Source organism: Streptomyces sp. NPDC030021, from assembly GCF_055574035.1.
Genome location: NZ_JBVIAH010000002.1, coordinates 390,427 through 411,958, shown reverse-complemented (window position 1 = coordinate 411,958; position 21,532 = coordinate 390,427). Strand labels below are relative to the sequence as shown.

Genomic DNA, 21,532 nt, shown 5'->3' with positions numbered 1-21,532 from the left:
CATTTCGGGCGGACCTCCGCCACGGCGCCGAATGTGGTGTGCACCCACCGGGAGCGACCCGCTAGGATGCTGTCCGTGCCAAGGTCTCCGGACCTGCGGCGCGCGCGTTGCGGGTGTAGCTCAATGGTAGAGCACTAGTCTTCCAAACTAGCTACGCGGGTTCGATTCCCGTCACCCGCTCAGAAGTACGAAGGGCCAGGTCAGAGGAGGTTTCCTCGACCTGGCCCTTCGTCATTCCCAGGGCCGTGATCAGCTCCGCGTGCCCCCTGCGTGCCCCTTGGGCGGTGGATTTTCCTTCGTGCCCTTGGTGGCCTTTCGGCCCTTCTTCACCAGCCCGCTCAGCGCGTCGGCGATCAGCCGGTCCCGATCGGCGCTCGCGTGCTGGTAGATCAGTGCGGCACGGGCGGTGCTGTGGCCCATACGCGTCATCAACTCCCGTGTGCTGGCGCCCGTTGACGCGGCGAGCGTGTTGCCCGTGTGCCGAAGATCATGAAAGTGCAGCCCCTTGATCCCCGCCTCGCGGCACGCCTTGTGCCAGATCAGATTGAAGTGGTTCCGGCGCGGGGTCGCCCCTTTGGCCCCGACGAAGACACGCCCATCGGCGCCGACCTCGGCGTACCGCTTCAGGTGCTCGTGGAGGTCCGGGAGGATCACGCCAGGAATGGAGACCGTCCTCTTGCCCGCGGCACTCTTCGGCGCCTTGATCTCTCGCTGCCCGTTGCTCAGCTCGGCGACGGCCCGCCGGACGCGTACGGTCCTGTCCTCCAGGTCCACGTCCCGCCGGTGCAGGCCGATCAGCTCGCCCCAGCGCAGCCCGAGGAATCCGGCCATCAGTACGAGGGTGCGGTAGCGCGGCTGGATCGCCTCGGCCAGCGCGTAGACCTCCTTGACCGTGGCGGTCGGACGTTCCGGGGTGTGCACGGAGCTCGCGCCCTTGACCTGGCAGGGGTTCCGCCGGATCAGCTCGTCGGACACGGCCGTCCCCAGGATGGCGCGCAGCAGGGCGTAGGCCTTGGCGACAGTCGTGGGCCCGGTGCCGGCGGCGAGCTTGTCGGCACGCCAGCTACGTACGAGGGGCGGCGAGATCTCCGCCAGGTTGACGGCGCCGAGGACCGGCTCCAGGTGGTGCTTGAGGAGCGAGCTGTAGAGCTGCCGCGTGGTGCTGGTCAGCTCGCGCTCTTTGATCCAGGCGACGGCGTACAGGCCGAAGGCGACCTTCCCTGCGTCCGGGTCGTGCCAATCACCTTTACGCATCTCGGTCTGTTTGTCGGCGAGCCAGTCGTCCGCGTCCCGCTTCGTACGGAACGTCTCGGGCGCGGGGCGGAGCTGCCCGTCCGGGCCGAGGTATCGGGCCTGATACCGGCCGGACGGCAGCTTGCGGACCCGGCCGAACGGGCGGCGCTTCCCGGCCATCAGGCAGCCACCCCCAGACGGCGACGGCGCGGCTCGACGGTGTGGGCGTCGATGTAGGCCCGGACAGCACTCTCGGGGATGCGCACGTGTCGGCCCACCTTCACGTAGGTGATCCGCCGTTCCTCGACGAGCCGTCGGGGGAACCGCACGGTGGTGCCGAGCAGTTCGGCGACCTGGACGACGCTGAGGTAGCGCTCATTCATGCTGCTCTCCTTGCAGGGCTTCGCGGGCGGTCTGGCGGTTCAGCTGAATGTCGCGGGCGATGGTGGCGGTGAGTACCGACTCCCCCGGGCTGTGTCCGTGGCCGGCGTACTGCCAGGAGGCGAGGACGAGCACGGTGTCCGGCTCGACGTCGTCCAGGCCGCGGGCTTCGCGTTCCTGGGCGGCGCGGTAGTCGGCGCGTGTCTGACGCAGGGCGGTGAGGGTGGTCGAGTACTGACGGGACTTGGTGGAGAAGTGGCCCCGGAAGCCGAGCATGTGCGACCAGGCGGCGAGGCGCCGGTCCGGGTAGACCGGATCGAGATCAAGGCAGGCCCCGATCAGGCGGGCGGTGTGGTCTGGGACGTCGAGGAGGACCAGGGCCTCGCGGTTGCCGATGCGCCGATCGAGGGTGCCGGTGTTCTCGGCGGCCTTGGTCGCGTACTTGGCCACATACGAGGCGACGGCCTGTTCGGTGATGTCGGAGCGGTCCCCGAAAGCCTTGATCGGCCTTACGTCGAGCTGCCTCCCCCATCGGAAGGTGCGGGCGGGCTGGTCGGCGGCGGACGGGACGGACACCGAGGTGTAGGCGTGGGCGACGGCCGCGCGGATCGAGCGGTCGAGGAGTTCGGTGCTGGCCCATGAGGGTGGCGGGGAGGCAGGGCCGGCGGGACCGTCGATGCGGATGACCGCGTGAAGGTGGATGGCGCCGCGCTTCTGGAACTCGGCGACCTTGCCGTAGGAGATACGGGCTTCCTCCCTCAGTTCGCATTGGGTCAGTCCGGCATACGCGGCGATCTCGCGGCGGAGCCGGGTGGTGAAGCGCTGCCAGAGCTGTCCGGCGTGGTTGTTGAACAGGACGGCGGCGACGTAGTCGTACGTGGCCGGGTCGAGGGCGGTACCCAGTTCGGCCGCGTCCTCCTGATGGTGCTGGCCGCAGCGGCACGAACGGCCGGCCGGCCGGTTATGCACCGGACCGAAGGAGGGAGCGGTGAGGGTCGCGAAGACGCGGGGGTGTTCGCGGACGGTGGCGGGGATGGCGCGGCGGTCGTCTCCGGCGAGCCCGGCCCGGATCAGGTGGTACGTGTCTCCGGAGTATGTCCAGGCGCAGGCGGGGCAGCGGGAGGCGCGGCGGTTGCCGCAGGCGATGCGGAGACGGGCGCCGGGTTCGTTCTCGGTGGAGTAGCGGTGCAGGACCTCACCCGAGGTCTTGTCCTTGGCGACCGTCCAGCCGGTGATGTGGATCGGGTCGGAGCAGCCACCGGTACGGCGGATCTGGTCTTCCCAGCGGGCGTAACCGGGAGCCCCGGCCACCTTCAGCATGTCGCCGATGAGGCGGGCGTCCAGCTCCGCGAGGGACGCGGGGTTGGTCACGCAGCCACCGCCCCTGAGCCCGGGGTGAACACCGTGAAGACCGTCAGAGTGATCCGACCGAGTGGTGCCGTGAAGTGCAGTTTCCTGTCGCCTTTGAGTTCGACGAACCGCACGTCGTCGGCATCGGTGTGCGTCGCCATCCGCCAGGCTTCGAGATCGGCCGGGCCGTCGAGGAGGACGCTTGCCTCGGTCGGACTGATCTGGCTGGTGGTGATGTAGGCGCCGGGCAGGTTCGGGTGGAGTTCGGCCAGCTGGGCGAGGGCCGCGAACACGGTGGCCTGCGCGGTCAGCGGGTTGGTCATGTCGATGTCGGTCAGCATGGTGGTCACCGCCCGGCCGAGATGATGACGATCCGGCGGCTGTGGCGCTTGCCGGTGCCGTGGCAGGCCGGGCAGTGGGCGGTGATGGTGCGCAGGGCGCCGGTGCGGTTACGGCCGCCGAGGGTGACGGCGACAGAGGCATAGCCGTCACAGCTCGCGCAGAACTGTCCCGACTCGTTCTGAGTCATGCTGGTGGTTCCTTCCGGATGTGTTGGTTCGGGCAGGAGCAAGGCACCGGGACGGCGGAAACTTGGCGGTTGAGGCCGTCCCGGGGCCGGTCAACGGCTCTTGAACTCCTGGCGCAGGGCGCGGACGAGGAAGAGCAGGACGACGCTGCTGACAGACAGCGCGACCGCAGTGACGGCGACGGCCAGGAGCAGCGAGACGGCAATGGAGGCCAGGGCGAGCACTCCGGCGACTCCGCCCGCGGCGAGGGCGAGCGCGGTGCCGGGCGAGTTCTGGACGAGGCCACCGAGGGCGGTCGGTGCCTTGGCCGGGACCGGGGCGGAAAGGGACTGTTCGGCGGGGGCTGCCGGGATCGGGCGGATGGTCGCCGGCGTGTAGGTGTCGGGGCGGGGGTACTGGGGCTTGAACACGGCCGTTCTCCTTCCGGTGCGGGCTACTTGTTGATGGCGGTGTCGATGGCGGGGGCGAGGAAGCTGTCGGCGAGGAGGAAGCCGCCGAGGAGGATCACGGCGACGAGCCACCAGGGCGGGCGGATGAGCTTGATGCCGAGGGCGCCGACGACGATGAGGGCGAGCCAGAGCGGGACGTCCATGGCGTTGGCCTTTCGGGTCAGCTGACGCGGCAGCGGTGGGTGCGGGCGGCGAGCTGGGCGGCGGTCGAGGTGCCGTAGTCGGAGGACCAGCCGCAGTCGGCGGTGGTGCAGACGGCGGCGTCCTTGGTGCGGCCGTGGCGGTCGCGGTAGGTGCCGATCTGGACGGGGCCGATCTTCATGAGCGAGCGGAAGTTGATCCGGGCGGGCATGGCGGTCTCCTGTCAGGTGAGCTGGGCAGCAATGGCCTCGGCCAGTGGGGGCGGGACGCCGAGCCGGGCGCGCAGGGTCTCGGTGTCGATCTCCGAGCCGGTGCGGGTGCGGTGGTCGATGGCGATCTTCTGGGCGTGTGCGACGAGGGCGGGCGGTGCCGTGACGGTCGGCGCGGGTGCGGGGGCGGGCAGGGCGGGGAGCGAGGCGGCCTGTACGCCGGGTTCTGTCTCCCGCTCGACGACCGGGAGCGACTCCGCGACGGGCTCAGGTGCGGGATCCGGCGTGCTGGGCGACGTAGGGCGGTGGACCAGAAGGGTTCCGCCGAGGAAGGCGAGCGCGGGCCATCCGGCGACGAGGATGCGGAGCCAGTCCGGCACGTCGCCCAGGTCGAGAAGGCCGGCGGTGGCGACGTTCGCGCCGAGCGAGGCCGCGAGGGCGACGGCGAACCACGACCAGGCCGAACGCGAAGGTTCGCCCGCGTCCCGCAGGGTGCGTAGGCGGTGCCAGGCGGCGACGAGGAGCAGGTCCACGCTGACCGGGTAGGCCCAGGCCTTCCAGCCGTCCTGTCCGGCGGCTTCCGCGAGGTCGTGCAGGTGGGCGAAGGAGAGGGCTCCGGCGATGACGGCCTGGACGAGGACGGCGTCCGGGCGGACCAGGCGGGTCATGGCCTTCACCTCCTTTCAGGCATGGGGTGGGTAGGGACCTGGCGCGATGAGGTCGCGCCGACCGGGTTGGGCCAAGTGCTTAGAAGGCACCTGCTGCAGCGGCCGTGGGCTGGACCTTGCCGATGAGGACGCGGACCGGGAGCGGGGGCCGGAAGGGGTCCAGCTCCGGGATGCTCGGGGTGCGGTGCGCGTGGGCGTTACAGGTGTCTGCGGCCTGACGGAGCGTGGTGTGCGGGGCCCGGATGCGGGACCAGCCGCCGGAGGAGTCACCAGCCACGGCGGTGCCGGGGCGTTCCTTGTTGATCTGGACGGCGGCGAGGACGGCGTCCGGGGAGATGTCCCCGAAGGCCATGTTCGCCGAGGTCTCGTCGTTGACGCGGTGGGCGGTACGGCCGGTGAGCTGGGCGCGGAGCATGGTGATGCCCTTGCCTAGTTCGGAGCCGAAGCGCTGTCCGCAGATTTCCAGGTGGATGCCGGCGGCACGGCCGAGCTGTGCGAGGCGCACCAGGTCGGTGATGATCTGGTCCCGCCGGGCCTCCTCGGCCTTATTGGCGGCGAGGGCCAGCTCCGCGACCTCGTCCACCAGGAGCACGACGGGTACGGGGCGAAGGTGCGCGGGAAGGTCCCAGATGTCGGCGGTGATCTCGGCATCTGGCAGGGAGCCGCTGATGCGCTGCTCGGCCCGGATCACCTGGTAGACGCGCCCCATGTACTGGACGAGCGCGGCCAGCAGGTCAGCTGCGGCGGCCGGGTTGTCCGCCAGGGCGGTGAACCGTGCTGCCAGCGGCAAGAGTTCCACGCCGTTCTTGCAATCGATGCCGACGAGCGCCACGTTCTGCGAGGCCAACTCGGCGACAAGCGTGCGCTGATAGACGGACTTCCCTGACTTGGTGGCGCCGACATTCAGGGCGTGCGGGACCTGCCGGTAGTCCCGGTGATGGACTTCCCCGTCCTCACGCAGGGCCACTGGGACTCGGAGCACCTCAGCGGGCCCGGGCACCGGCATGCGCACGCGCTTGAGTACGTCGTATCCGGTCATCCGCAGCTCGACGACCCCGGACCGGACCTCGCGGGAGACGACGTTGTGCAGGGCAAAGGAGTGCCGTAGCCGGTCCGAGGAGGCGGAGAAGTCGAACGCATCCTGTCCGGGCCGGAGTTTCAGCCTCAGGACCAAGCCGGTTGTGGTGGGCCGCAGTCGAAGGATGCGCGGCGAGCGGGCCTCGGGGACGGGGCGGTTGGTGACCCGGGCGATTGCCAGACGCCAGCGGGCGGGCGGGACGGTGAGCCCGCAGGCATCCATCACCGAGCGGTAGCGGATCAGGACGCGGATCGTCGCGAAGGTGACCCCGAAGGTCATCCAGTACCAGGTGGGCCTCAGCCAGCGCAGAACGAGCGCGATGACCAGGACCGCGAGCAGCGTGACCCATAAGGCGGTCATGCTCAGCCTGCCTTGGCCAGCGAGGTGACGGCCACCGCGCGGAAGCTGATCCCGTGGCGCTTCTGGCCGTTGAACTCGTTCTCCCACGGCCGGGCCACGAGACCGGTCAGCGCGACCGGGGTACCCGTGGCCAGCTCACCGGAGATGCCGGGCTCGGCCACCGTCACCGGGATGACCTCGGCGTTGCCGTTCATCACGAACAGGACGTCCACCGTCATGAGGTTGTCGCCGGTGTCGCCGTCCATGGCGATCTGACCGGTCTTCTTGTCCCGCATCTTCAGCTGCGGGGGCTGGGCGACCATCACGGTCGCGCCGGTGGTATCGACGGGGATCTGGCGCACAGAAAATCACTCCTCTATAGAGGTCCAACTCCGTCACTCATGTATAGGAGTGACATGAAGAAGAGTGCCTCACTCCTATACATGAGTCAACCCGCCGCGAAGAGAAACTCGCAGCGGGCTGTGGGGAGTTGAGCGGGCGTCAGTCGCGCGCAGGGATCCGGTACTCGAAGACGAACTGGTCAGCGGCCATGAGGGTGTCGCAGACCTCCACCACGCGACCTTCTTCGGTGACAGCGTTGCGCAGCAGGTGCACCACCGGGGCGCCGGGGGTCAGCGACAGCTCGGTGGCTTCGGCCTTGGCGGCCGGCCGGGCCTGGAGCGTCTCCACGTACTCGGCAAAGACGTGACCGTGATCCTCCAGCCGGGCGTAGATGCCGCCAGGGCCGGGGTTCTCAGAGAACAGCTCAGGGATGTCCTTCACCACGTCCCACGGCAGGTACGAGCTGGCCGTCTCCACAGGCGTCCCGTCTCGGAAGTAGAGCCGCCGCCGGGCCAGCACCTGAGTCCCCACGGTGACACCGAGCCGCTGCGCGATCTCCTCCGGCGCCTCCATGGGCCCGATGAACAGCACGCTCACCTTGGCCTCGGCTCCGGACTGCGCGGACTCGGCGAGGTACGCCGCCCGTCCTTCCTGCCGATGCGTACGCCGGAAGCGGTCCGAGGACCGGTGCCGTACAGGCGGCCGGGCCTTCACCATCGACCCCTTGCCGTGGCGGGTCTCCACAAGCCCGCTGGCCCGCACCTCCACCATGGCCTTACGGATCGTTCCGCCGGCAACGCCGTAGCGCTCAACCAACTCGGACTCACTCGGCACCATGTCGCCGGCCTTCAATGCGCCGGCCCGGATCTGCTGAACGATGTCGTCAGCGATCTGCACGTAGCGCGGCACAGCCCCTCGGCCACCTCCTACTGCGGTTCCCATAGTCCTTCTCTTCCTCCTATGCTCCTGTACATGAGTACGGGTTCCCCGCAGGCCAAGTCAACGCCACTGCACTCCGTGTCCGTCGCCGGGGCAGTACTGCGCGAGGACGGCCGACTTCTGGCTATCCGCCGGGCGGACAATGGCACTTGGGAGCTCCCGGGCGGAGTCCTCGAACTCGCCGAATCCCCGGAGGCCGGCGTCCGCCGCGAGGTCCTGGAGGAGACAGGCATCCAGGTCGAGGTGGACGAGCTCACCGGGGTCTACAAGAACACCACGCGCGGCATCGTCGCCCTGGTCTTCCGCTGCACCCCGAAGGGCGGCACCGAGCGCACCTCGGAGGAATCGACCGCGGTCGCCTGGCTCACCCCGGAAGAGGTGTCCGCCCAAATGTCCGAGGTCTTCGCGATCCGCCTCCTGGACGCCCTGGACGACGCGGGCCCCCACGTCCGCAGCCACGACGGCCGCCAGCTCCTCACGGCGTAAACCGAGCGGCGCGGTAAGAGTTTCCCTACTTCATCAAGGCACCCGCCGCGCACAGCGCGGCGCGCGCGGCCCGTCGCCCGGGCCTGCGCTCCTGTCTGCGCCCCGCTCCAGCCCGGCCGCCGTCCGCACGCCTGCGGCTCGGGTTGATTTGGTTGAACGCTGGGGTCAGTGAGCGTTCAGGCACGGCAACCGTCACATGGCATGCGTGGCCGGGAGCGCTGCCGACTACGGCCGGGATGGGGTTCCAAAAGACGGCCAGCGGCGAGGGAGGGGTGGCCTCTTGCGCAAGGCCGGCCGACTGCCGGGCCTGAGTTGGGCCGGGCGCCGTACCCCCGCCGTCACGGATGACGGGAGCGTGAGGCGACCGCACCACCGGAAATGGGCTGGCGGGGAGCAGCTGCTGCCGCGATGTGGTGCTGGCCGGTGTGGTCGCTCCGCGTCGGTACCGGTCTCGTTGTGGCTGATGAGCGTGTCGTTCAGCCGCCTTGTTCGATCCAACCCAGGCGGAACACGCCCAAAGCCGCGTCGCTCGTCTATACGACGGGGGAGTCGATTTCTTCGATTCCAAGATCCTTACGAGCCTCCGCCCAGAATGCAGCCCTCATCCGCAGGACGCTTGAGGCAGAGGCATCTCGCCTTCGGGCATTAGACCAGCCATCTGCCGCCTCGTTGACATTCCGCGGCGCCAGCAAAAACATCTTATATTGTTCGTCGATAAGTTGCTCGAATAGACGAGCCTGGGAGTCTCGGGCTGAACTCAGTCTGTTGATGAGTTCTAGCCTCTCGGAGTCGTCACCCCCCTCAGGTGCTTGGGGAAGGGTTTCGGCGCGAGATCCGATCTTAGAGATCTCGGCTTGCACCTCGGCCAGGTCGTCCATGACCCGCAGGAAGCCCGCATAGGCGGCCCTCTTGTCGTCAACAAGTTTCATCGTCAAATCATGAGAGCGAACTTCATCTCGGGCTTTCGCATCCTCCCTCACTAGATGCTCCCGAGTGGCCTGAGCCTCTCTATTCTGCTCCCTCAGCTGCTTCATTCCATTTCTCGCTTGCCAGAGCGCACCCAGCCCCGAACCGAGCAGGGTTCCCGCCACAGGAACGGCCACCTCCCACCACACCGCATCGCCAGCCATCGCATCCTCCATCGCTCTGCAGTTGAGGAAAGGTAGCGCGAACGAGAGGACGGCGAAATTCCCCGTAGAGGTGATTCCATTCGACAGGTTGGACGATACCGCAATCGACACCAACGAGGGTGGCCACCAGCAATGCCGAGCCGACATGCAGGGGCCATGGCGTGAGAGCGGGGTCGGCGCCTGCGCCCCCCAAAGCTGGGTGTCAAACGCGAGCGCCATCTCGGACTGTTGCAGGGCGCGGGATGGGGCTCAGCGGTGAGCAATGATGTCGACTGGCGACAGCTCAGCCGCTGGCCAGTGCCATGCGGGGGCAGTCAGTTCGCCGTGCGGCTGGGGCCAGTCGGCTCCATGGCTTCACCCGGCTCCGCGTGGACCCCGTCAAGCAATACCGGGGGACAATCGATCACATTGCGGCCCAGTACCTGAGCGCGTCGCCAACCAGCGCGCGCAGCTCAACCTCCGCCCGGATGGGATGCCGGCCAAATCCGCCGCCCCTCCTCCTCCGGATCTAAAGAATGAAAATTCACCTAAATGATTGAGTCGTCGACTTTCTCATACTCACCGGTTCGAGGAAGTAGCGGTTGCGGCGGCGCCCACCTAAGCGGAGCATTGAATCAGGGGCAGAAAGCGGGCATATAGCATGGAGCTCAATTATGACCACTAAGAAGAATAAGTCCGTATGGCTTCGTTTCTTGTTGCCAGGGGCACTAATCGTCGGCGCGCTTCTTGTTGTTCTCGTGCACCTCGCTTTTCATTCGAAAGATGAATGGCACGGGGAGCTTCTAGGTTCCCTCGGAGAAGCGTTGTTCATAGCTGGCCTACTCGGATATTGCGTGGATGGCGTACTCAAGACAGCCCTTGTGAAAGACGTAGCGGGACTGGTCATGAAGACACTGTGGGGCACCAATGCCCCGCAGGAATACGTAGAAAAGCTGCGCGACTCGATCGGATCCATCGATCGAATGAGCTCAAAGGTGGAGATTGGCATAGAACTCTCCTGGTATGACCCGGGAGAAATCCTGAAGGCTAGATGCACCACGCGGAGCATTAAGCACAACATCTCCAGAGACAGCTGGGGCGCCTCCGCCCCCTGGCTGGGACATACCATCGACGGGGTGCCGAGCAGCGAAATTGAGGACTTCGAGATCACCGTCACCGAACCTGCAATCGAAGATCGGGTAGCGGTGGACCATAGGGAGAGTTGGAACGCCGAGCAGCTCCGGCCGTTCGTGCAGATTAAAGAAGATGGCAGCGCCACGATCCGAGAGGATCTCATCTCAGCTAGCAGCCTTCCAGAGGTCCCGCCCGCCGGAACGTGCGAATCCAGATTGGTTGGCACAACATATCATCGCGCTATTGGAGATCAGCCTCTCATCTTGAGCGTCCCCGCACTCTCAGTTGCGATTAAAATAGGCGGCCCGGCTCTCAAAGATCTGGATTTTCGTGCACGCATAGGAGCAGACGAACTCTCATTGGTGCCCGCAGGAGAATCCCTGAAGGGCAAGCACGGGTTCGCGCACGCAGGAATCGCCGTATGGCTGGAGTGGTGCCCGATGAGTGAATCCGCCCGGGCGCCTACCAATGGTGGGGTGCCCCAGGCCCGCATGGAACACCCCGAGGCGACAACAGGGCATCAGTAATCCGGACATCGACGTCTGACATCAACGGCGATGGATGTCGGCACCCCGCCGATCACACCCGTGGCACCACTGTTCACGCCCCAGACTGGAGCAATAGGAAGCCGAGCGAGCGTACAAAGCAGTTGTCGCCGACCGCATGACAGAACGGCAGGGTCGCGGCCTACTTGTGGACCGGCGAGACGTGACAGTCCGCTCCTAGGCTCTCAACCTGCTGTCACACCTGAGACGCACGGGGCCTCCGGAGCCGTGTGCCGCCAGAGCGGCCCCTGACTGAGTCTGGGGCCGCTCCGTTGTTTCGCGCGAGCTGTTGCTAGCTGAGGCCTGCTGGCTGTCCTTCGTGGACGGAGTGGGCTGGGCGTGTGAGGCGGTGGCCGCGGCTGGTGGCTACGCGGACTGCGTTCCGGAGAGCGCCGGTCAGGTCCGTTGCCAGTAGGCGGAGTTCCTCCGAATCCGAGTCCGCGTCGGCGAGCACTTCTACGGCGTGGGCCAGGAGCTCGGATCCCAATCCGAGCTGGATCTCTTCGGTGTTGTCGGCCAGGCGGGACAGGTAGCTGGTGGGGGTGTCGGCGCTCAGGTAGCAGGGCTTGTCGTCGGGGCCCGACCATGGGAGGAGGCGGAGTTCGTTGCTCTCGGTCATGCCTTCGAGCTCCTCTCCTCGGTCACGAAGCGGGTGGTGAAGAGTGCGTCTGCTCTGTCGCCGGGGAGGACCAGGAGGGCTGCCTCGACCACGCGGCCGGCGGCGTCGGTCGCCACGCGGGTGAGTGAGAGGACCGCCAGGGAGGGGCTGATTCGGAGGGTCGTTGCCTCCTCCTGGGTCGGGAGGCGGGCGCTGACGCGCTCCTGGACCTCAGCCAGCGGTGGGCGGAGGTCTGCCAGGCGCACTGCTATCTGCTCGGGCAAGGGCGGGGCGGCTGGCGAGGAGACCGGCGCGAGGTCGAGGGGGACGTAGATGTGGGCCAGGCTGTACGGCGTCTTCCCCTCGTGAGCTGTGAAGAGGACTTCGGTCAGGGTGCTGCCGGGTGGCACGTTCAGCACGGCGGTCAGATGGCTGGGTGCCTCGATGTTCGTGGTGCGGGCAGTCATACGTAAGGGCACGGAGAAGGTGGTCCAGGTCGGTGCCCCACCGGTGTACGTGATCCTGCGGAGGGGGCGGCAGACGAAGTTGCCGTTGCCGTGGATCTTCTCGACCAGGCCTTCACTCTGGAGGAGTGCGAGGGCGCTTCGCAGGGTGGACGTGCTAACCGTGTAGCGGGTGGCGAGTTGGGTCTCCGAGGGGAGGCGTTCGCCGGGTTTGAAGTGGCCCGATGAGATCTGGTGGCGTAGGTCGTCGGCGATGGTGTGACGGCGGGAAGGCACGGGGCGGGTCACCACTTCCTCATCATCCGGAGGGCGATGAGGCGGCTTCGAGCGTGCATCGTCAGCACCTCACCCGACTCGAAGAACAGCCGTTTGGCGCCGGCGGGCAGTTGGACGAGGTCGGCCACGCGGCACGGTTGGCCGCCGATCTGGATGACGTCGCCGCGGCGCACGCTGACCGAAGTGATCTCGATGTTGGCGGCGAGGGCGCCGCTGGGAGCCCAGCCGCTCATTGGTTCACCTGCCGCGGGGCCGGTGCAGGGCCCGGGGTGTGGCAGGGGCAGTCGCAGGCCTCGTAAATCACGGGGACGCCTACGGGTGCGGCAGCAGGGGACGACTGGGCGCACTCGGGGTGCGTGCCGATCGCGCACGAGCTCGATCGGTAGGTGGTCCTCGTTGGCGTCGCGGGTGGGGGTGCGGGGAGGTGTCGCCCACTGGTGCGGGCGGTGGTTGGGCCCATACGGTTGTGCACGCTGATCAGCTCCTATCGCTGATGGCCGGGTCCCCGGACGTCGCCCGTCGCGGGGACCGCTTCGTTTACGGCGGCCCAGAGGGTGCGGCCGGTCAAGCTGCTGGCGAGGAGCCCGAATCGGTCGGCCTCCGCCACGACTTCCAGGACCTCCCGCCACGATTCGGCGGGCAGCGCTTCCGGTACCTCCGCCTCGATCGACGTGTACGTGGTGTGCAGCTCCACACGCGTGGCCAGCCCGAGGGCCGACAACCGGGCGGCGAGGTCCTCGGCCCTTGCTTCCGAAGCGGGCACAGAGGGCCTCCGTCGCCGATTGAACACGTTGAGTGAAGCTAGTTAACTAGATTAGAGCTAGTGGACTAGATTTTCCACATGCCTGAGCAGCCGCCTTATCTCCGCATCGCCGACGTCCTGCGGCAGCGGATCGCGGAGCATGTGTGGACGGCCGGCGATCGGCTCCCCTCTCGCACCCAGATCGCCGAGGAGTGTGGCGTCGGCGAGAACGTGGTTCGCCGGGCGCAGGAGCTTCTGATCTCCCAGGGAGTACTGGAGGGTCGCGCGGGGTCGGGCACGTACGTCGCCGAGCCTCGTCGGCGTGTGCGGGTCGTTCGGTCCTCGGCTCGTGAGCAGCCCGGTGGTTCTCCGTTCCGGGCGGACATGCAGGCCCTGGGCAAGCAGGGCAACTGGGAGAGCCGGACGGAAGCGAAGGTGCCCGCTCCGGCCGAGATCGCGGCGCGGCTCGGAGTCGCCGAGGGCGACCCGTGTGTGCGTACGGTTTATGAGTTCCTCGCCGATGGGCGGCCGGTGCAGCTGTCTACGAGTTGGGAGCCGTACGAGCTCACCGCGGGCACGCTCGTCGTCCTGCCGGAAGGTGGACCGCACGCCGGCGTTGGCGTCGTGAACCGGATGGCCGAGGTCGGGATCACCGTCAGCCATGCTGTGGAGCAGCCGGAGCCTCGGCAGGCCAGCGCCGAGGAGGCGTCGCTCCTCGGGATCCAGAAGGCCTCTCTGGTCACCCACATCCGGCGGACGTACTACAGCGACCAAGGACGGCCCGTGGAGACGGCGGACATCGTCATCCCCACCTCGCTATGCGAGATCGTGTACGAGGTCCCGATCAGTCGCTAGCCCGGCTGCGCGGCGTGGCGAGCGGGACCCAACGCCCCAGACCCCGACCAAGGCAGAGGGTCGCTCGGTCGCCGCACACTAGCGTGACGCCATGTGAGGAACCCCGGATCATGGCGCTGAGTCAGCGGGGCCAAGCGCGGCCCCACGTACCCAGCCGAAAGGCCGCGGGCGGGGAGCACGGATGAGAGTGCGGGAACCGGTAGGTTCGCGACCGGTCAGGGTGGATCCACGTACGCGATCTTCCGTGCTCTAGTCGTGCGAGAGCCTCGTACGGCCCCTGGTCATGCTCGACCCAGCCCGGCCAGGTCACCGACCAAGGCTGTTCCGCCGCCCGTACGGCTCGCCCAGGGTGCACGGCAGAGCTGCGAATGCCACGCTCTCCGTGAACTGATCGATGCCGCAGCGCCAGGAGCTGAGGGACTCATGAACGACAACGTTACGACGCTCGTGGTGGCGTTCATCGGAATCGTAGGCTCAATGTCCGTGGCGGTGCTGGGTATGAGGCAGTCGAAGGCGACAGCCGACGCGGCGGTGCAACAGGCCCGAGAGTCTGCTGGTGGACCTGTCTTCGAGTCGGCTAGCCAGCGCAATGCCGAGTTTCAGAATGCCAGGCGCCAGCTGTACGGGGCAGTCTGGGAGGCGCTGATCGCCTACTCGCGCGCCGAGGAGGGCGATCAGGGTCAGGCTCGCGCTGTCTTGCTTAATGCCGTACGAAAGGCGCAAATCGTCGCACACGATCCCTTGCGCAAGAAGCTCAACAACCTCGCCAATACCAATGACCCCAAGGCCTTCGCCGACAACGATGGCAACGACCTAGTGCAAGCAATGAACGAAGACTCGCGGAAAAACTGACACATCCCCCGAACGGGCGGCGGCGTCACGGCCGCTGACGGCCATCGCGTGTCTTCCGCGTGCCCGGTCGGGCAGCGAGGGACGGGGAGCGGCGGGGAACAGCAGCGAGAAGGCCGGGAACGTGCAGGTCAGCGAGTCAGCTGGTCGGGGTGGGTGCGCGTACGCGATCTTCCAAACTAGCTACGCGGGTTCGATTCCCGTCACCCGCTCTGAAGGCGAAAGGGCCAGGTCAGAGGATGTTTCCTCGACCTGGCCCTTCGTCATTCCCGGGGCCCGATCAGGCCACTGCGCGCGGCAGCACGCGCTTCGGCGCGCCCGGAGAAGGTCAGAGTTTGATGTTCGCGATCATCGTCGCGAGGGAGTTCAGGAAGCGGTTCACGTCGTCCGCGATCGAGCTGGACGCGAGGAAGAAACCGAAGAGCGCCGCGACGATGGCGGGGCCCGTCTTGATGTGGTTGCCACGGATCAGCACCACCAGGATGACCGCCAACAGAACCACCACTGACAGCGAAATGGCCACTACTGATCACACCTTCGGTCGTCCCCTGGTCGGCCCGGGGCGCACGGCCTGGCACACCCCCACATGGACCATCCTCCCACCAACGGGCCCCGGCTATACGCCCCGTGACGAATAGCCGTGGTTCCGTTTCCGCCAACCACACGTGCGACAGGAATATTTCGGGCGCGGGGCACGAGTCACGGGGTGGCGAGGCCGAGGAGGGAACGGATATTCGCATACTTTGCGGACAGCCTCTCGCGCGTGGGACCGTCCAGCACGGAGAGGCGTACGGGGTCCGCGTTGTGCGCGAGGTCGGCTTCCTTGATCAGCAGGGCGCCCGGGGTGGCCAGGATGCGGGCCGCGTACTGCTCGACCGGTTCGTCCGGGCGTTTGGTGACCGCGAGGACCATGTCCTTCACCGTCTGCGGGAGGGCCGCCGAATCCAGCCAGGTGAGGCTGAGGGCCTCGTCCTCGATGGCGTCGTGGAGCCAGGCCGCCGCCTGCTGTTCGGCGCTGCCGCCGCGCAGCCGCACGCCCTCGGCCACGGCCGCGAGGTGTTCGGCGTACGGCCGGCCGGCCTTGTCGGTCTGGCCCTCGTGCGCGCTGCGCGCCAGGGACTCGACCTCGATCAGAGTCAGGGGGCTGTTCGTCATGCGATCTCCCTTGCTGCCGCGCCGAGGGCCTCCGCTGCCCGGCGTACGTCCGCCTGCGTGGTACGCCAGTTGGAGAACGCGGCGCGCAGGGCGGCGGTTCCCTCGTAGACGGTGGGAGTGACGAACACCTCGGCGGCCACCGCCTCCCGCAGGGCGGCGAGGCGCTCCGGGGCGGGGGCGTCGGCGAGGGTGAAGCAGACGACGTTCAGGCGGACCGGGGCGAGGAGGGTGAAGGCGGGGTCCTCCTCCAGGGCGGCGCCCAGCGCGCGGGCGCAGGCGATGTCGCGTTCGACGATCTCCCGGTGGCCCTGGCGGCCGTACGCGCGGAGCGTGAACCAGGCGGCGAGGGCGCGCAGCCGGTGGGAGTTCTCGGGGGTGAGGTGGACGAGGTCGGGGTGGTCGCCGAGGGGGCCGAGGTAGGCGGCGGAGTTCTGGAAGACGCGGGCCTGCAGGTCGCGCCGGCGGGTGAACTGGACGGCGCTGTCGTAGGGGACGTTGAGCCATTTGTGCAGGTCGACGCAGACGGAGTCGGAGGCGTCGAGGCCGTCGGCGAGGTGCGCGTGCTCCGGGGAGAGGGCGGCGAAGGCTCCGAACGCGGCGTCGGTGTGGAGCCAGAAGTCGTGGCGCTCGCGCAGGGCTTCGATCGCCCGGAGGTCGTCGAAGTCGACGGTGTTGACGGTGCCCGCGTTGGCGACGACCACGGCCGGTCCGGGCGTGTCGACCAGTGCCCGCTCCAGGGCGGCGGGGTCGACGGCCTCGCGGCCGGGCAGAGTGGGCACCCGGACCAGGGAGTTGCGGCCGAGGCCCAGGACCGAGAGGGCCTTGGCGATCGAGGAGTGCGGGGCGCTGGAGAGCACGCGGACCGGGCCGAGGGCCGCCGCGCCGTCCTCGGCCGGGGAGACGCCGAGGCGTTCGCCGAGCCATTCGCGGGCGATGGCGAGGCCGGTGGTGTTGGACATGGTGGCGCCGGAGACGAAGGTGCCGGAGTGGGCGGCGGTCAGGCCGAAGAGGTCGCGGAGCCAGCCGACGGTCTCGCGTTCGAGGTCCTGGCCACCGCCGTCGAGGACGGAGTTGGAGTTCTGGTCGTGGACGGCGGTGAGCCAGTCCCCGGCGAGGGCGGCGGGGGTGGCGCCTCCCGTGACGAAGCCGAGGTAGCGCGGTCCCGCAGAGGCCGACAACCGGGGCTCCCAGCGGTCGCGGAAGGCGGCGAGCGCGGCGTCCGTGCCGGTGGCGTGCTCCGGGAGGGGCTCGGGGTCGTGCGGCCTTCCGGCGGGCGGTACGACGGGACGCGCGTCCAGGGTGGCGAGCGCGTCGGCGGCGGCGCCGCGGGTGGCGTCGAGGAGTTCGGGGAGCCGGGCCAGGTCGGCGGCGAGCGTGCGGTCCATGGGGGCACGTTAGGCGCGGCGGGGGCCGAGGGGGCGGGCCAATCCGGGCCGAGTGGCCCGCCCCGGCCCCGCCCCGGCCCCGCCCCGGCCCCGCGGCCGGCCGTCGTAGGCTCGACGGATGATCGCGAAGCGGTGGGTGCGGGGCGTCGTCGGGGGCGCGGTGGCGGCGGGGGTGCTGGCCGGGGCTGCGGGGTGTGAGACGCCGCCGGCGCCGAAGGCCGCGCCGGGGCCGACGGCGCCGACCGGGGCGCCGAGGAAGACCCCGAGCCGGAGCCCGACTCCGCCGAGCCCGACTCCGACTCCCACTGCGGCTGCGCCCGCGAGTCCGGGAGCGCCCGAACCGGCCCCGGAGCCGTGCCCCGAGGGCGGGGTCCGGCTCGTCGAGGGGTCCGGGGACGCCGTGATGGGGCTGCGGCTGGAGGGCTACCGGCTGGTCAACTGCGGTACGGACGAGTACGTGCTGGAGGGCTATCCGCAGGTGCGGCTGCTCGACAAGCAGGACCAGCTGCTGGAGGTGGCGATCGGGCACGGCTCGGCACCCATCACCTCCGAGGTGCCGGCCGTGGACGCCCCACCGGAGCGGGTGACGCTGGCGCCGGGGCAGACCGCGTCGATGGCGCTGCTGTGGCGCGACCGGATCACCGACGTGACCGTGCCGCCGGTGGAGGGCTGGGCGCTGGAGGTGACGCCGAAGCCGGGCGCGCCGCGGCTGGGCCTGCGCCTGACCCGGCCCGTTGACCTCGGGAACACCGGGCAGCTGGGGGTCGGCCCCTGGAAGCGGTGACCCTGCGACCCGGCGACCGTCGCGGATCAGCGGATCGGTTGATCAGGCGGCTGCTCCCGTGTACGCCCGGGCCGGGGCGGTGAGTGCGGTCATCCGGGCCGCGACGGCCGCCGCGGAGCTGCGCGGCAGCCGGTCCGCGATCAGGCCGTCGGCGAGGAAGAGCACCTGGTCGGCGTGGGCGGCGGCGGCCGGGTCGTGGGTGACCATGACGACGGTGGCGCGCAGGGAGTCGACGGCGTCCCGGAGCAGCCCGAGGACCTCCGCCGCGGTGGTGGTGTCGAGCGCGCCGGTGGGTTCGTCGGCGAAGACCACGTCGGGCCGGGTGACGAGGGCCCGGGCGATGGCCACGCGCTGCTGCTGGCCGCCGGAGAGCTCGGCCGGGCGGCGGCCGCCCTTGCCCTCCAGGCCGACACGGGCGAGCAGCTCGGCGGCGTAGGGCCGGCCCTCGTGCGCGGAGCGGCCGCCGGCGAGCCGCATCGGGAGCAGTACGTTCTGCTCGACGGTGAGGGACGGCAGCAGGTTGAAGGCCTGGAAGACGAAGCCGAGGCGGCTGCGGCGGAGTTCGGTGAGCTCGTTCTCGTTCATCGCGGTGATCTCGGTTCCGCCGAGCCGGACGGATCCCTCGGTGGGCAGGTCGAGTCCGGCGGCGCACTGCAGGAAGGTCGACTTGCCGGAGCCGGAGGGTCCCATGACGGCGGTGAAGCTGCCGCGCGGCAGGCTGAGGTCGATCCCGCGCAGCGCGTGCACGGTGGAGCCCCCGCGTCCGTAGGCCCGCCGTACGCCGCGCAGCTCGACGGCGGCCGTGGTGTCGTACCCGTCCTGCGAGGTCTGCCCGTGCTGCCGGTGCTGCCCGTGCTGCCGCTCGCTCCGTCGGAGCCTCATTGTGTGCCGCCTCTCGCCGTCCTGATCGTGGCTCCGACGCTACGGATCATGGCGGGCCGGCGGCCATGACGCCGCCCGGCGGACCGGTGGTGGGGCAAACCCCACCCCGTGGTCAGGCGGAGCGGCGGATGAGCAGCAGCGCGCGGTCGTCGTTGACGTCCTTGGCGACCTTCTCGATCAGGTGCCAGGCCGCGCCGTCCCAGCCGGCGGCGACGTAGCGGTCGGCCTCGCCGGTGAGGCGGTCGATGCCCTCGCTGATCTCCCGGTCGGAGGTCTCGACGAGGCCGTCGGTGAAGAGCATCAGGACGTCGCCGGGGCGCAGGTTGCCGCGGGCGGGGGTGAATTCGGCGCCGTCGTAGACGCCGAGGAGCGGGCCCTCGCCGGACTTCTCCTGCCAGCGGCCGGTGCCCGCCGAGAGCTGCAGGGCGGGGAGGTGGCCGGCCGAGAGGAGCTCGTAGTCGCCGGTCTCCAGGTCCAGGACGAGGTGGATGGAGGTGGCGAAGCCCTCGTCCCAGTCCTGGCGGAGCAGGTAGCCGTTGGCGGCGGGCAGGAAGCCGTGGGCGGGCAGCGCGCCGAGCAGGCCGCCGAAGGCGCCGGAGAGCAGCAGGGCCCGGGAGCCGGCCTCCATGCCCTTGCCGGAGACGTCGGTCAGGACGATCTCCAGGGTCCGGCCGCCGTTGGTGCGGGCCGCGACCACGAAGTCGCCGGAGAAGGACTGGCCGCCGGCCGGGCGCAGGGCCATCTCGCGGTGCCAGCCGCGCGGCAGGGCGGGCAGTTTGCTCTGCACGCGGATGCGTTCGCGCAGGTCGAAGAGCATGGTGCCGCCGCGCCGCCAGGGCACGCCGACGCGGCTGCGGAACTGGGCGATGACCAGGCCGAAGAACCCGCAGGCCGCGACCACCAGCACGGTGCCGGGGGTGACGCGGGCCGGGCCCTGGGTGTAGGGGCCGAGTACGAGGGCCTCGACGATGAGTGCGGCCGCGGAGGCGGCGTACAGGGCGAGGAGGCTGGCGGGGCGCAGCAGCAGGCCGCCGGCCACGATCGGCAGGACGAGCGCCGACGGCGAGAACCAGACGGGCAGCATCAGCGTGCCGCAGGCGATGGCGGGAATGGTGAGCAGGAGGCCGCCGAAGGCGAGCCAGTCGGAGGCGTCGCCGCGGAAGTAGTCGACGGCTGATTTGCGCAGGGCTGTGCGGCCCCGGTGCGACAGCATGCGCATCCGGGCCATGAGGGATTCCACGCGTGCTCCGGCCATTGCTTCGGGACCTTATCCATCCTGGCTGTGGATGCGCAGGGGTACCCCCGGACCGGGGGGCCGCAGGCGCCCGAAAACAGGTCGACTGGGCCGTAATGCCCTGCTAGGGATGGCCACATGACTCTGGAGATGCGCGCATTGAAGGCTGATGAGTGGGATGTCTGGTACGACCACCTGGAACTGGCATTCGGGGGTGTGCCCGAATCCCCCGAGGAGCGGGAGCTCTACAGGTCGCTGACGGAGGCCGACCGCTCGCTGGGCGTCTGGGACGGCGACACCTGCGTCGGAGCGGCCGGTTCGTACACCTTCCGGCTCTCCGTGCCGGGCGGGGCGGCCGTCCCGGCGGCCGGCGTCACGATGGTGGGGGTCTCCCCCACTCACCGCCGGCGCGGGGTGCTCACCTCGTTGATGCGGCGCCAGCTCGACGACATCCGGGCGGGTGACGAACCGCTCGCCGTGCTGACGGCCTCGGATCCGGCGATCTACGGGCGCTTCGGCTACGGCACGGCGACGTACGCCCTGGCGGTGGACATCGACACGACCCGCGTACGGCTGTCCGTGCCGCCGGGCACGGACGGGGTGCGGCTGCGCCTCGTGGACCCGCGGCGGGCGCTGGCCGACTGCGAGCGGGTCTACGCGGCGCTGGTCCCCACCCGGCCGGGCATGCCGGCGCGGCAGCCCGGCTGGGAGCGGCTGCCGCTGCTGGACCCGGATTCGATGCGCGGCGGCGGGTCACCGCTGAAGTGCGTGGTCGCCGAGCGGGAGGACGGAGAGGTGGTCGGGTACGCCCGCTACCGGGTCAAGCCCGACTGGGACCCGACGGGTTCGGACGGCAAGGTCGAGGTGCGCGATCTCGACGCACTGGACCCGGCGGCGTGCGCGGCGCTGTGGCGCTACTTGTTCTCGATCGACCTGACCTGGACGGTGCGGGCGCAGCGGCGGCCGGTGGACGATCCGGTGCTGCACCTGGTCAGCGACGTCCGGCGGTCGCGGCCGCGGACGCGGGACTCGCTGCACGTACGGCTGGTGGACCTGGCGGCGGCGCTGGAGGCGCGGACGTACGGGGCGCCGGCGGACGTGGTCCTGGAGGTCCGGGACGCGTTCTGTCCCTGGAACGAGGGGCGGTGGCGGCTGGTCGTGGACGCCGAGGGCGCCGCGCGCTGTACGCGGACCGCGGAGCCGGCGGACCTGGAGCTGTCGGTCCGGGAGCTGGGATCGGCGTACCTGGGCGGGATCACCCTCACCTCGCTGGCCGGGGCCGGACTGGTGCGCGAGCTGCGCCCGGGGGCGCTGACACAGGCCTCGCGCGCCTTCGCCGGGGACGTGGCGCCCTGGCTGCCGCACGGCTTCTAGAAGC

Annotated in this window: 28 protein-coding genes and 1 tRNA gene; 7 read left to right on the top strand and 22 right to left on the bottom strand. The window is 69.4% G+C overall.

Going from position 1 to position 21,532, the window contains the following annotated elements; translation table 11 throughout:
- The first annotated feature begins 109 nt into the window (after nt 1-109).
- Nucleotides 110-180: transfer RNA gene (locus ACZ4YL_RS04970), tRNA-Gly, on the top strand.
- Nucleotides 181-249: 69 nt separating this feature from the next.
- Here the strand turns inward: ACZ4YL_RS04970 and ACZ4YL_RS04965 are convergent.
- The 12 genes from ACZ4YL_RS04965 to ACZ4YL_RS04910 all read right to left on the bottom strand — a co-directional run bounded on the left by ACZ4YL_RS04965 (nt 250) and on the right by ACZ4YL_RS04910 (nt 7,659).
- Nucleotides 250-1,413 (bottom strand): tyrosine-type recombinase/integrase, encoded by a 1,164-nt coding sequence (locus ACZ4YL_RS04965; protein ID WP_468113802.1) that lies wholly within the window; start codon nt 1,411-1,413, stop codon nt 250-252.
- Nucleotides 1,413-1,616 (bottom strand): excisionase family DNA-binding protein, encoded by a 204-nt coding sequence (locus tag ACZ4YL_RS04960; RefSeq protein ID WP_352042817.1) that lies wholly within the window; start codon nt 1,614-1,616, stop codon nt 1,413-1,415. Before ACZ4YL_RS04960 ends, ACZ4YL_RS04965 begins: the two co-directional genes overlap by 1 nt.
- A complete protein-coding gene (repSA, locus tag ACZ4YL_RS04955; protein ID WP_468113800.1) occupies nt 1,609-2,985 on the bottom strand; it encodes a replication initiator protein RepSA in 1,377 nt (458 codons plus the stop codon). Before repSA ends, ACZ4YL_RS04960 begins: the two co-directional genes overlap by 8 nt.
- Nucleotides 2,982-3,314, bottom strand: a complete 333-nt coding sequence (locus ACZ4YL_RS04950; RefSeq protein WP_468113798.1) for a hypothetical protein — start codon at nt 3,312-3,314, stop codon at nt 2,982-2,984. The genes repSA and ACZ4YL_RS04950 overlap by 4 nt, the downstream gene beginning before the upstream one ends.
- Nucleotides 3,311-3,493: a hypothetical protein gene (locus ACZ4YL_RS04945; protein WP_468113796.1), complete on the bottom strand. Its 183-nt coding sequence runs from the start codon at nt 3,491-3,493 to the stop codon at nt 3,311-3,313. The genes ACZ4YL_RS04950 and ACZ4YL_RS04945 overlap by 4 nt, the downstream gene beginning before the upstream one ends.
- A 90-nt stretch (nt 3,494-3,583) precedes the next feature.
- Entirely contained in the window at nt 3,584-3,901 is a 318-nt protein-coding gene (locus ACZ4YL_RS04940; RefSeq protein WP_468113795.1) for a SpdD protein, read from the bottom strand.
- Between the two features lie 23 nt (nt 3,902-3,924).
- Nucleotides 3,925-4,083: a hypothetical protein gene (locus ACZ4YL_RS04935; protein WP_107087187.1), complete on the bottom strand. Its 159-nt coding sequence runs from the start codon at nt 4,081-4,083 to the stop codon at nt 3,925-3,927.
- A gap of 17 nt (nt 4,084-4,100) precedes the next feature.
- Entirely contained in the window at nt 4,101-4,292 is a 192-nt protein-coding gene (locus tag ACZ4YL_RS04930; protein WP_468113794.1) for a mobile element transfer protein, read from the bottom strand.
- Between the two features lie 12 nt (nt 4,293-4,304).
- The gene (locus tag ACZ4YL_RS04925; RefSeq protein ID WP_468113793.1) at nt 4,305-4,958 is read right to left on the bottom strand and encodes a DUF2637 domain-containing protein; all 654 of its coding nucleotides are present in this window, start codon (nt 4,956-4,958) and stop codon (nt 4,305-4,307) included.
- 79 nt (nt 4,959-5,037) lie between these two features.
- Complete coding sequence (locus ACZ4YL_RS04920; protein ID WP_468113791.1) at nt 5,038-6,396, bottom strand: FtsK/SpoIIIE domain-containing protein; 1,359 nt, start codon at nt 6,394-6,396, stop codon at nt 5,038-5,040.
- A 2-nt stretch (nt 6,397-6,398) separates the two neighbouring features.
- Entirely contained in the window at nt 6,399-6,737 is a 339-nt protein-coding gene (locus tag ACZ4YL_RS04915; RefSeq protein WP_468113789.1) for an SCO3933 family regulatory protein, read from the bottom strand.
- Between the two features lie 139 nt (nt 6,738-6,876).
- On the bottom strand, nt 6,877-7,659 hold the full coding sequence (locus ACZ4YL_RS04910) for a GntR family transcriptional regulator (protein WP_468113787.1): 783 nt from the start codon (nt 7,657-7,659) through the stop codon (nt 6,877-6,879).
- A gap of 18 nt (nt 7,660-7,677) precedes the next feature.
- On the opposite strand from ACZ4YL_RS04910, the gene ACZ4YL_RS04905 reads away from it, so the two are divergent.
- A complete protein-coding gene (locus ACZ4YL_RS04905) occupies nt 7,678-8,142 on the top strand; it encodes an NUDIX hydrolase (protein ID WP_468113785.1) in 465 nt (154 codons plus the stop codon).
- A 533-nt stretch (nt 8,143-8,675) separates the two neighbouring features.
- Here the strand turns inward: ACZ4YL_RS04905 and ACZ4YL_RS04900 are convergent.
- Complete coding sequence (locus tag ACZ4YL_RS04900) at nt 8,676-9,284, bottom strand: hypothetical protein (protein ID WP_468113783.1); 609 nt, start codon at nt 9,282-9,284, stop codon at nt 8,676-8,678.
- Nucleotides 9,285-9,925: 641 nt separating this feature from the next.
- Between ACZ4YL_RS04900 and ACZ4YL_RS04895 the strand changes: the two genes are divergently transcribed.
- Nucleotides 9,926-10,912: a hypothetical protein gene (locus ACZ4YL_RS04895; protein ID WP_468113782.1), complete on the top strand. Its 987-nt coding sequence runs from the start codon at nt 9,926-9,928 to the stop codon at nt 10,910-10,912.
- Between the two features lie 310 nt (nt 10,913-11,222).
- On the opposite strand, the gene ACZ4YL_RS04890 is transcribed toward ACZ4YL_RS04895, so the two are convergent.
- From ACZ4YL_RS04890 to ACZ4YL_RS04875, 4 genes are all read right to left on the bottom strand, one after another.
- Entirely contained in the window at nt 11,223-11,549 is a 327-nt protein-coding gene (locus tag ACZ4YL_RS04890; protein ID WP_468113780.1) for a hypothetical protein, read from the bottom strand.
- Nucleotides 11,546-12,268: a GntR family transcriptional regulator gene (locus ACZ4YL_RS04885; protein WP_468113778.1), complete on the bottom strand. Its 723-nt coding sequence runs from the start codon at nt 12,266-12,268 to the stop codon at nt 11,546-11,548. The genes ACZ4YL_RS04890 and ACZ4YL_RS04885 overlap by 4 nt, the downstream gene beginning before the upstream one ends.
- Before the next feature lie 8 nt (nt 12,269-12,276).
- The gene (locus tag ACZ4YL_RS04880) at nt 12,277-12,501 is read right to left on the bottom strand and encodes a hypothetical protein (protein ID WP_468113776.1); all 225 of its coding nucleotides are present in this window, start codon (nt 12,499-12,501) and stop codon (nt 12,277-12,279) included.
- Between the two features lie 251 nt (nt 12,502-12,752).
- Nucleotides 12,753-13,031 (bottom strand): hypothetical protein, encoded by a 279-nt coding sequence (locus ACZ4YL_RS04875; RefSeq protein WP_468113774.1) that lies wholly within the window; start codon nt 13,029-13,031, stop codon nt 12,753-12,755.
- A 78-nt stretch (nt 13,032-13,109) separates the two neighbouring features.
- Here ACZ4YL_RS04875 and ACZ4YL_RS04870 point away from each other — a divergent pair, with 78 nt between their 5' ends.
- Both ACZ4YL_RS04870 and ACZ4YL_RS04865 read left to right on the top strand, forming a co-directional pair.
- Nucleotides 13,110-13,865 (top strand): GntR family transcriptional regulator, encoded by a 756-nt coding sequence (locus tag ACZ4YL_RS04870; protein WP_468113772.1) that lies wholly within the window; start codon nt 13,110-13,112, stop codon nt 13,863-13,865.
- A gap of 423 nt (nt 13,866-14,288) precedes the next feature.
- On the top strand, nt 14,289-14,717 hold the full coding sequence (locus tag ACZ4YL_RS04865; RefSeq protein ID WP_468113770.1) for a hypothetical protein: 429 nt from the start codon (nt 14,289-14,291) through the stop codon (nt 14,715-14,717).
- Nucleotides 14,718-15,042: 325 nt separating this feature from the next.
- Here the strand turns inward: ACZ4YL_RS04865 and ACZ4YL_RS04860 are convergent, their stop codons facing one another.
- From ACZ4YL_RS04860 to ACZ4YL_RS04850, 3 genes are all read right to left on the bottom strand, one after another.
- Nucleotides 15,043-15,237 carry a membrane protein gene (locus ACZ4YL_RS04860; RefSeq protein ID WP_030008564.1) on the bottom strand — a complete coding sequence of 65 codons (195 nt, stop codon included), beginning with the start codon at nt 15,235-15,237 and terminating at the stop codon, nt 15,043-15,045.
- Nucleotides 15,238-15,413: 176 nt separating this feature from the next.
- On the bottom strand, nt 15,414-15,869 hold the full coding sequence (locus ACZ4YL_RS04855) for an HD domain-containing protein (RefSeq protein WP_468113768.1): 456 nt from the start codon (nt 15,867-15,869) through the stop codon (nt 15,414-15,416).
- Complete coding sequence (locus tag ACZ4YL_RS04850) at nt 15,866-17,254, bottom strand: pyridoxal phosphate-dependent decarboxylase family protein (protein WP_468113766.1); 1,389 nt, start codon at nt 17,252-17,254, stop codon at nt 15,866-15,868. The genes ACZ4YL_RS04855 and ACZ4YL_RS04850 overlap by 4 nt, the downstream gene beginning before the upstream one ends.
- Before the next feature lie 118 nt (nt 17,255-17,372).
- Between ACZ4YL_RS04850 and ACZ4YL_RS04845 the strand changes: the two genes are divergently transcribed.
- The gene (locus ACZ4YL_RS04845) at nt 17,373-18,038 is read left to right on the top strand and encodes a DUF4232 domain-containing protein (RefSeq protein ID WP_468113764.1); all 666 of its coding nucleotides are present in this window, start codon (nt 17,373-17,375) and stop codon (nt 18,036-18,038) included.
- Between the two features lie 42 nt (nt 18,039-18,080).
- Here the strand turns inward: ACZ4YL_RS04845 and ACZ4YL_RS04840 are convergent, their stop codons facing one another.
- Nucleotides 18,081-18,920: an ABC transporter ATP-binding protein gene (locus tag ACZ4YL_RS04840; RefSeq protein ID WP_468113762.1), complete on the bottom strand. Its 840-nt coding sequence runs from the start codon at nt 18,918-18,920 to the stop codon at nt 18,081-18,083.
- Between the two features lie 112 nt (nt 18,921-19,032).
- A complete protein-coding gene (locus ACZ4YL_RS04835; RefSeq protein ID WP_390799416.1) occupies nt 19,033-20,175 on the bottom strand; it encodes a PP2C family protein-serine/threonine phosphatase in 1,143 nt (380 codons plus the stop codon).
- A gap of 117 nt (nt 20,176-20,292) precedes the next feature.
- On the opposite strand from ACZ4YL_RS04835, the gene ACZ4YL_RS04830 reads away from it, so the two are divergent.
- Nucleotides 20,293-21,528 carry a GNAT family N-acetyltransferase gene (locus tag ACZ4YL_RS04830; RefSeq protein ID WP_468113760.1) on the top strand — a complete coding sequence of 412 codons (1,236 nt, stop codon included), beginning with the start codon at nt 20,293-20,295 and terminating at the stop codon, nt 21,526-21,528.
- Nucleotides 21,529-21,532 lie beyond the last annotated feature (4 nt).

What these genes read in the sequence shown, in the direction of transcription:
- ACZ4YL_RS04965 (WP_468113802.1), bottom strand. Translation starts at nt 1,413, where the DNA reads ATGGCCGGGAAGCGCCGCCCGTTCGGCCGGGTCCGCAAGCTGCCGTCC.
- ACZ4YL_RS04960 (WP_352042817.1), bottom strand. Translation starts at nt 1,616, where the DNA reads ATGAATGAGCGCTACCTCAGCGTCGTCCAGGTCGCCGAACTGCTCGGC.
- ACZ4YL_RS04945 (WP_468113796.1), bottom strand. Translation starts at nt 3,493, where the DNA reads ATGACTCAGAACGAGTCGGGACAGTTCTGCGCGAGCTGTGACGGCTAT.
- ACZ4YL_RS04935 (WP_107087187.1), bottom strand. Translation starts at nt 4,083, where the DNA reads ATGGACGTCCCGCTCTGGCTCGCCCTCATCGTCGTCGGCGCCCTCGGC.
- ACZ4YL_RS04930 (WP_468113794.1), bottom strand. Translation starts at nt 4,292, where the DNA reads ATGCCCGCCCGGATCAACTTCCGCTCGCTCATGAAGATCGGCCCCGTC.
- ACZ4YL_RS04925 (WP_468113793.1), bottom strand. Translation starts at nt 4,958, where the DNA reads ATGACCCGCCTGGTCCGCCCGGACGCCGTCCTCGTCCAGGCCGTCATC.
- ACZ4YL_RS04920 (WP_468113791.1), bottom strand. Translation starts at nt 6,396, where the DNA reads ATGACCGCCTTATGGGTCACGCTGCTCGCGGTCCTGGTCATCGCGCTC.
- ACZ4YL_RS04910 (WP_468113787.1), bottom strand. Translation starts at nt 7,659, where the DNA reads ATGGGAACCGCAGTAGGAGGTGGCCGAGGGGCTGTGCCGCGCTACGTG.
- ACZ4YL_RS04905 (WP_468113785.1), top strand. Translation starts at nt 7,678, where the DNA reads ATGCTCCTGTACATGAGTACGGGTTCCCCGCAGGCCAAGTCAACGCCA.
- ACZ4YL_RS04900 (WP_468113783.1), bottom strand. Translation starts at nt 9,284, where the DNA reads ATGGAGGATGCGATGGCTGGCGATGCGGTGTGGTGGGAGGTGGCCGTT.
- ACZ4YL_RS04895 (WP_468113782.1), top strand. Translation starts at nt 9,926, where the DNA reads ATGACCACTAAGAAGAATAAGTCCGTATGGCTTCGTTTCTTGTTGCCA.
- ACZ4YL_RS04890 (WP_468113780.1), bottom strand. Translation starts at nt 11,549, where the DNA reads ATGACCGAGAGCAACGAACTCCGCCTCCTCCCATGGTCGGGCCCCGAC.
- ACZ4YL_RS04880 (WP_468113776.1), bottom strand. Translation starts at nt 12,501, where the DNA reads ATGAGCGGCTGGGCTCCCAGCGGCGCCCTCGCCGCCAACATCGAGATC.
- ACZ4YL_RS04870 (WP_468113772.1), top strand. Translation starts at nt 13,110, where the DNA reads ATGCCTGAGCAGCCGCCTTATCTCCGCATCGCCGACGTCCTGCGGCAG.
- ACZ4YL_RS04865 (WP_468113770.1), top strand. Translation starts at nt 14,289, where the DNA reads ATGAACGACAACGTTACGACGCTCGTGGTGGCGTTCATCGGAATCGTA.
- ACZ4YL_RS04855 (WP_468113768.1), bottom strand. Translation starts at nt 15,869, where the DNA reads ATGACGAACAGCCCCCTGACTCTGATCGAGGTCGAGTCCCTGGCGCGC.
- ACZ4YL_RS04850 (WP_468113766.1), bottom strand. Translation starts at nt 17,254, where the DNA reads ATGGACCGCACGCTCGCCGCCGACCTGGCCCGGCTCCCCGAACTCCTC.
- ACZ4YL_RS04845 (WP_468113764.1), top strand. Translation starts at nt 17,373, where the DNA reads ATGATCGCGAAGCGGTGGGTGCGGGGCGTCGTCGGGGGCGCGGTGGCG.
- ACZ4YL_RS04840 (WP_468113762.1), bottom strand. Translation starts at nt 18,920, where the DNA reads ATGAGGCTCCGACGGAGCGAGCGGCAGCACGGGCAGCACCGGCAGCAC.
- ACZ4YL_RS04835 (WP_390799416.1), bottom strand. Translation starts at nt 20,175, where the DNA reads ATGGCCGGAGCACGCGTGGAATCCCTCATGGCCCGGATGCGCATGCTG.
- ACZ4YL_RS04830 (WP_468113760.1), top strand. Translation starts at nt 20,293, where the DNA reads ATGACTCTGGAGATGCGCGCATTGAAGGCTGATGAGTGGGATGTCTGG.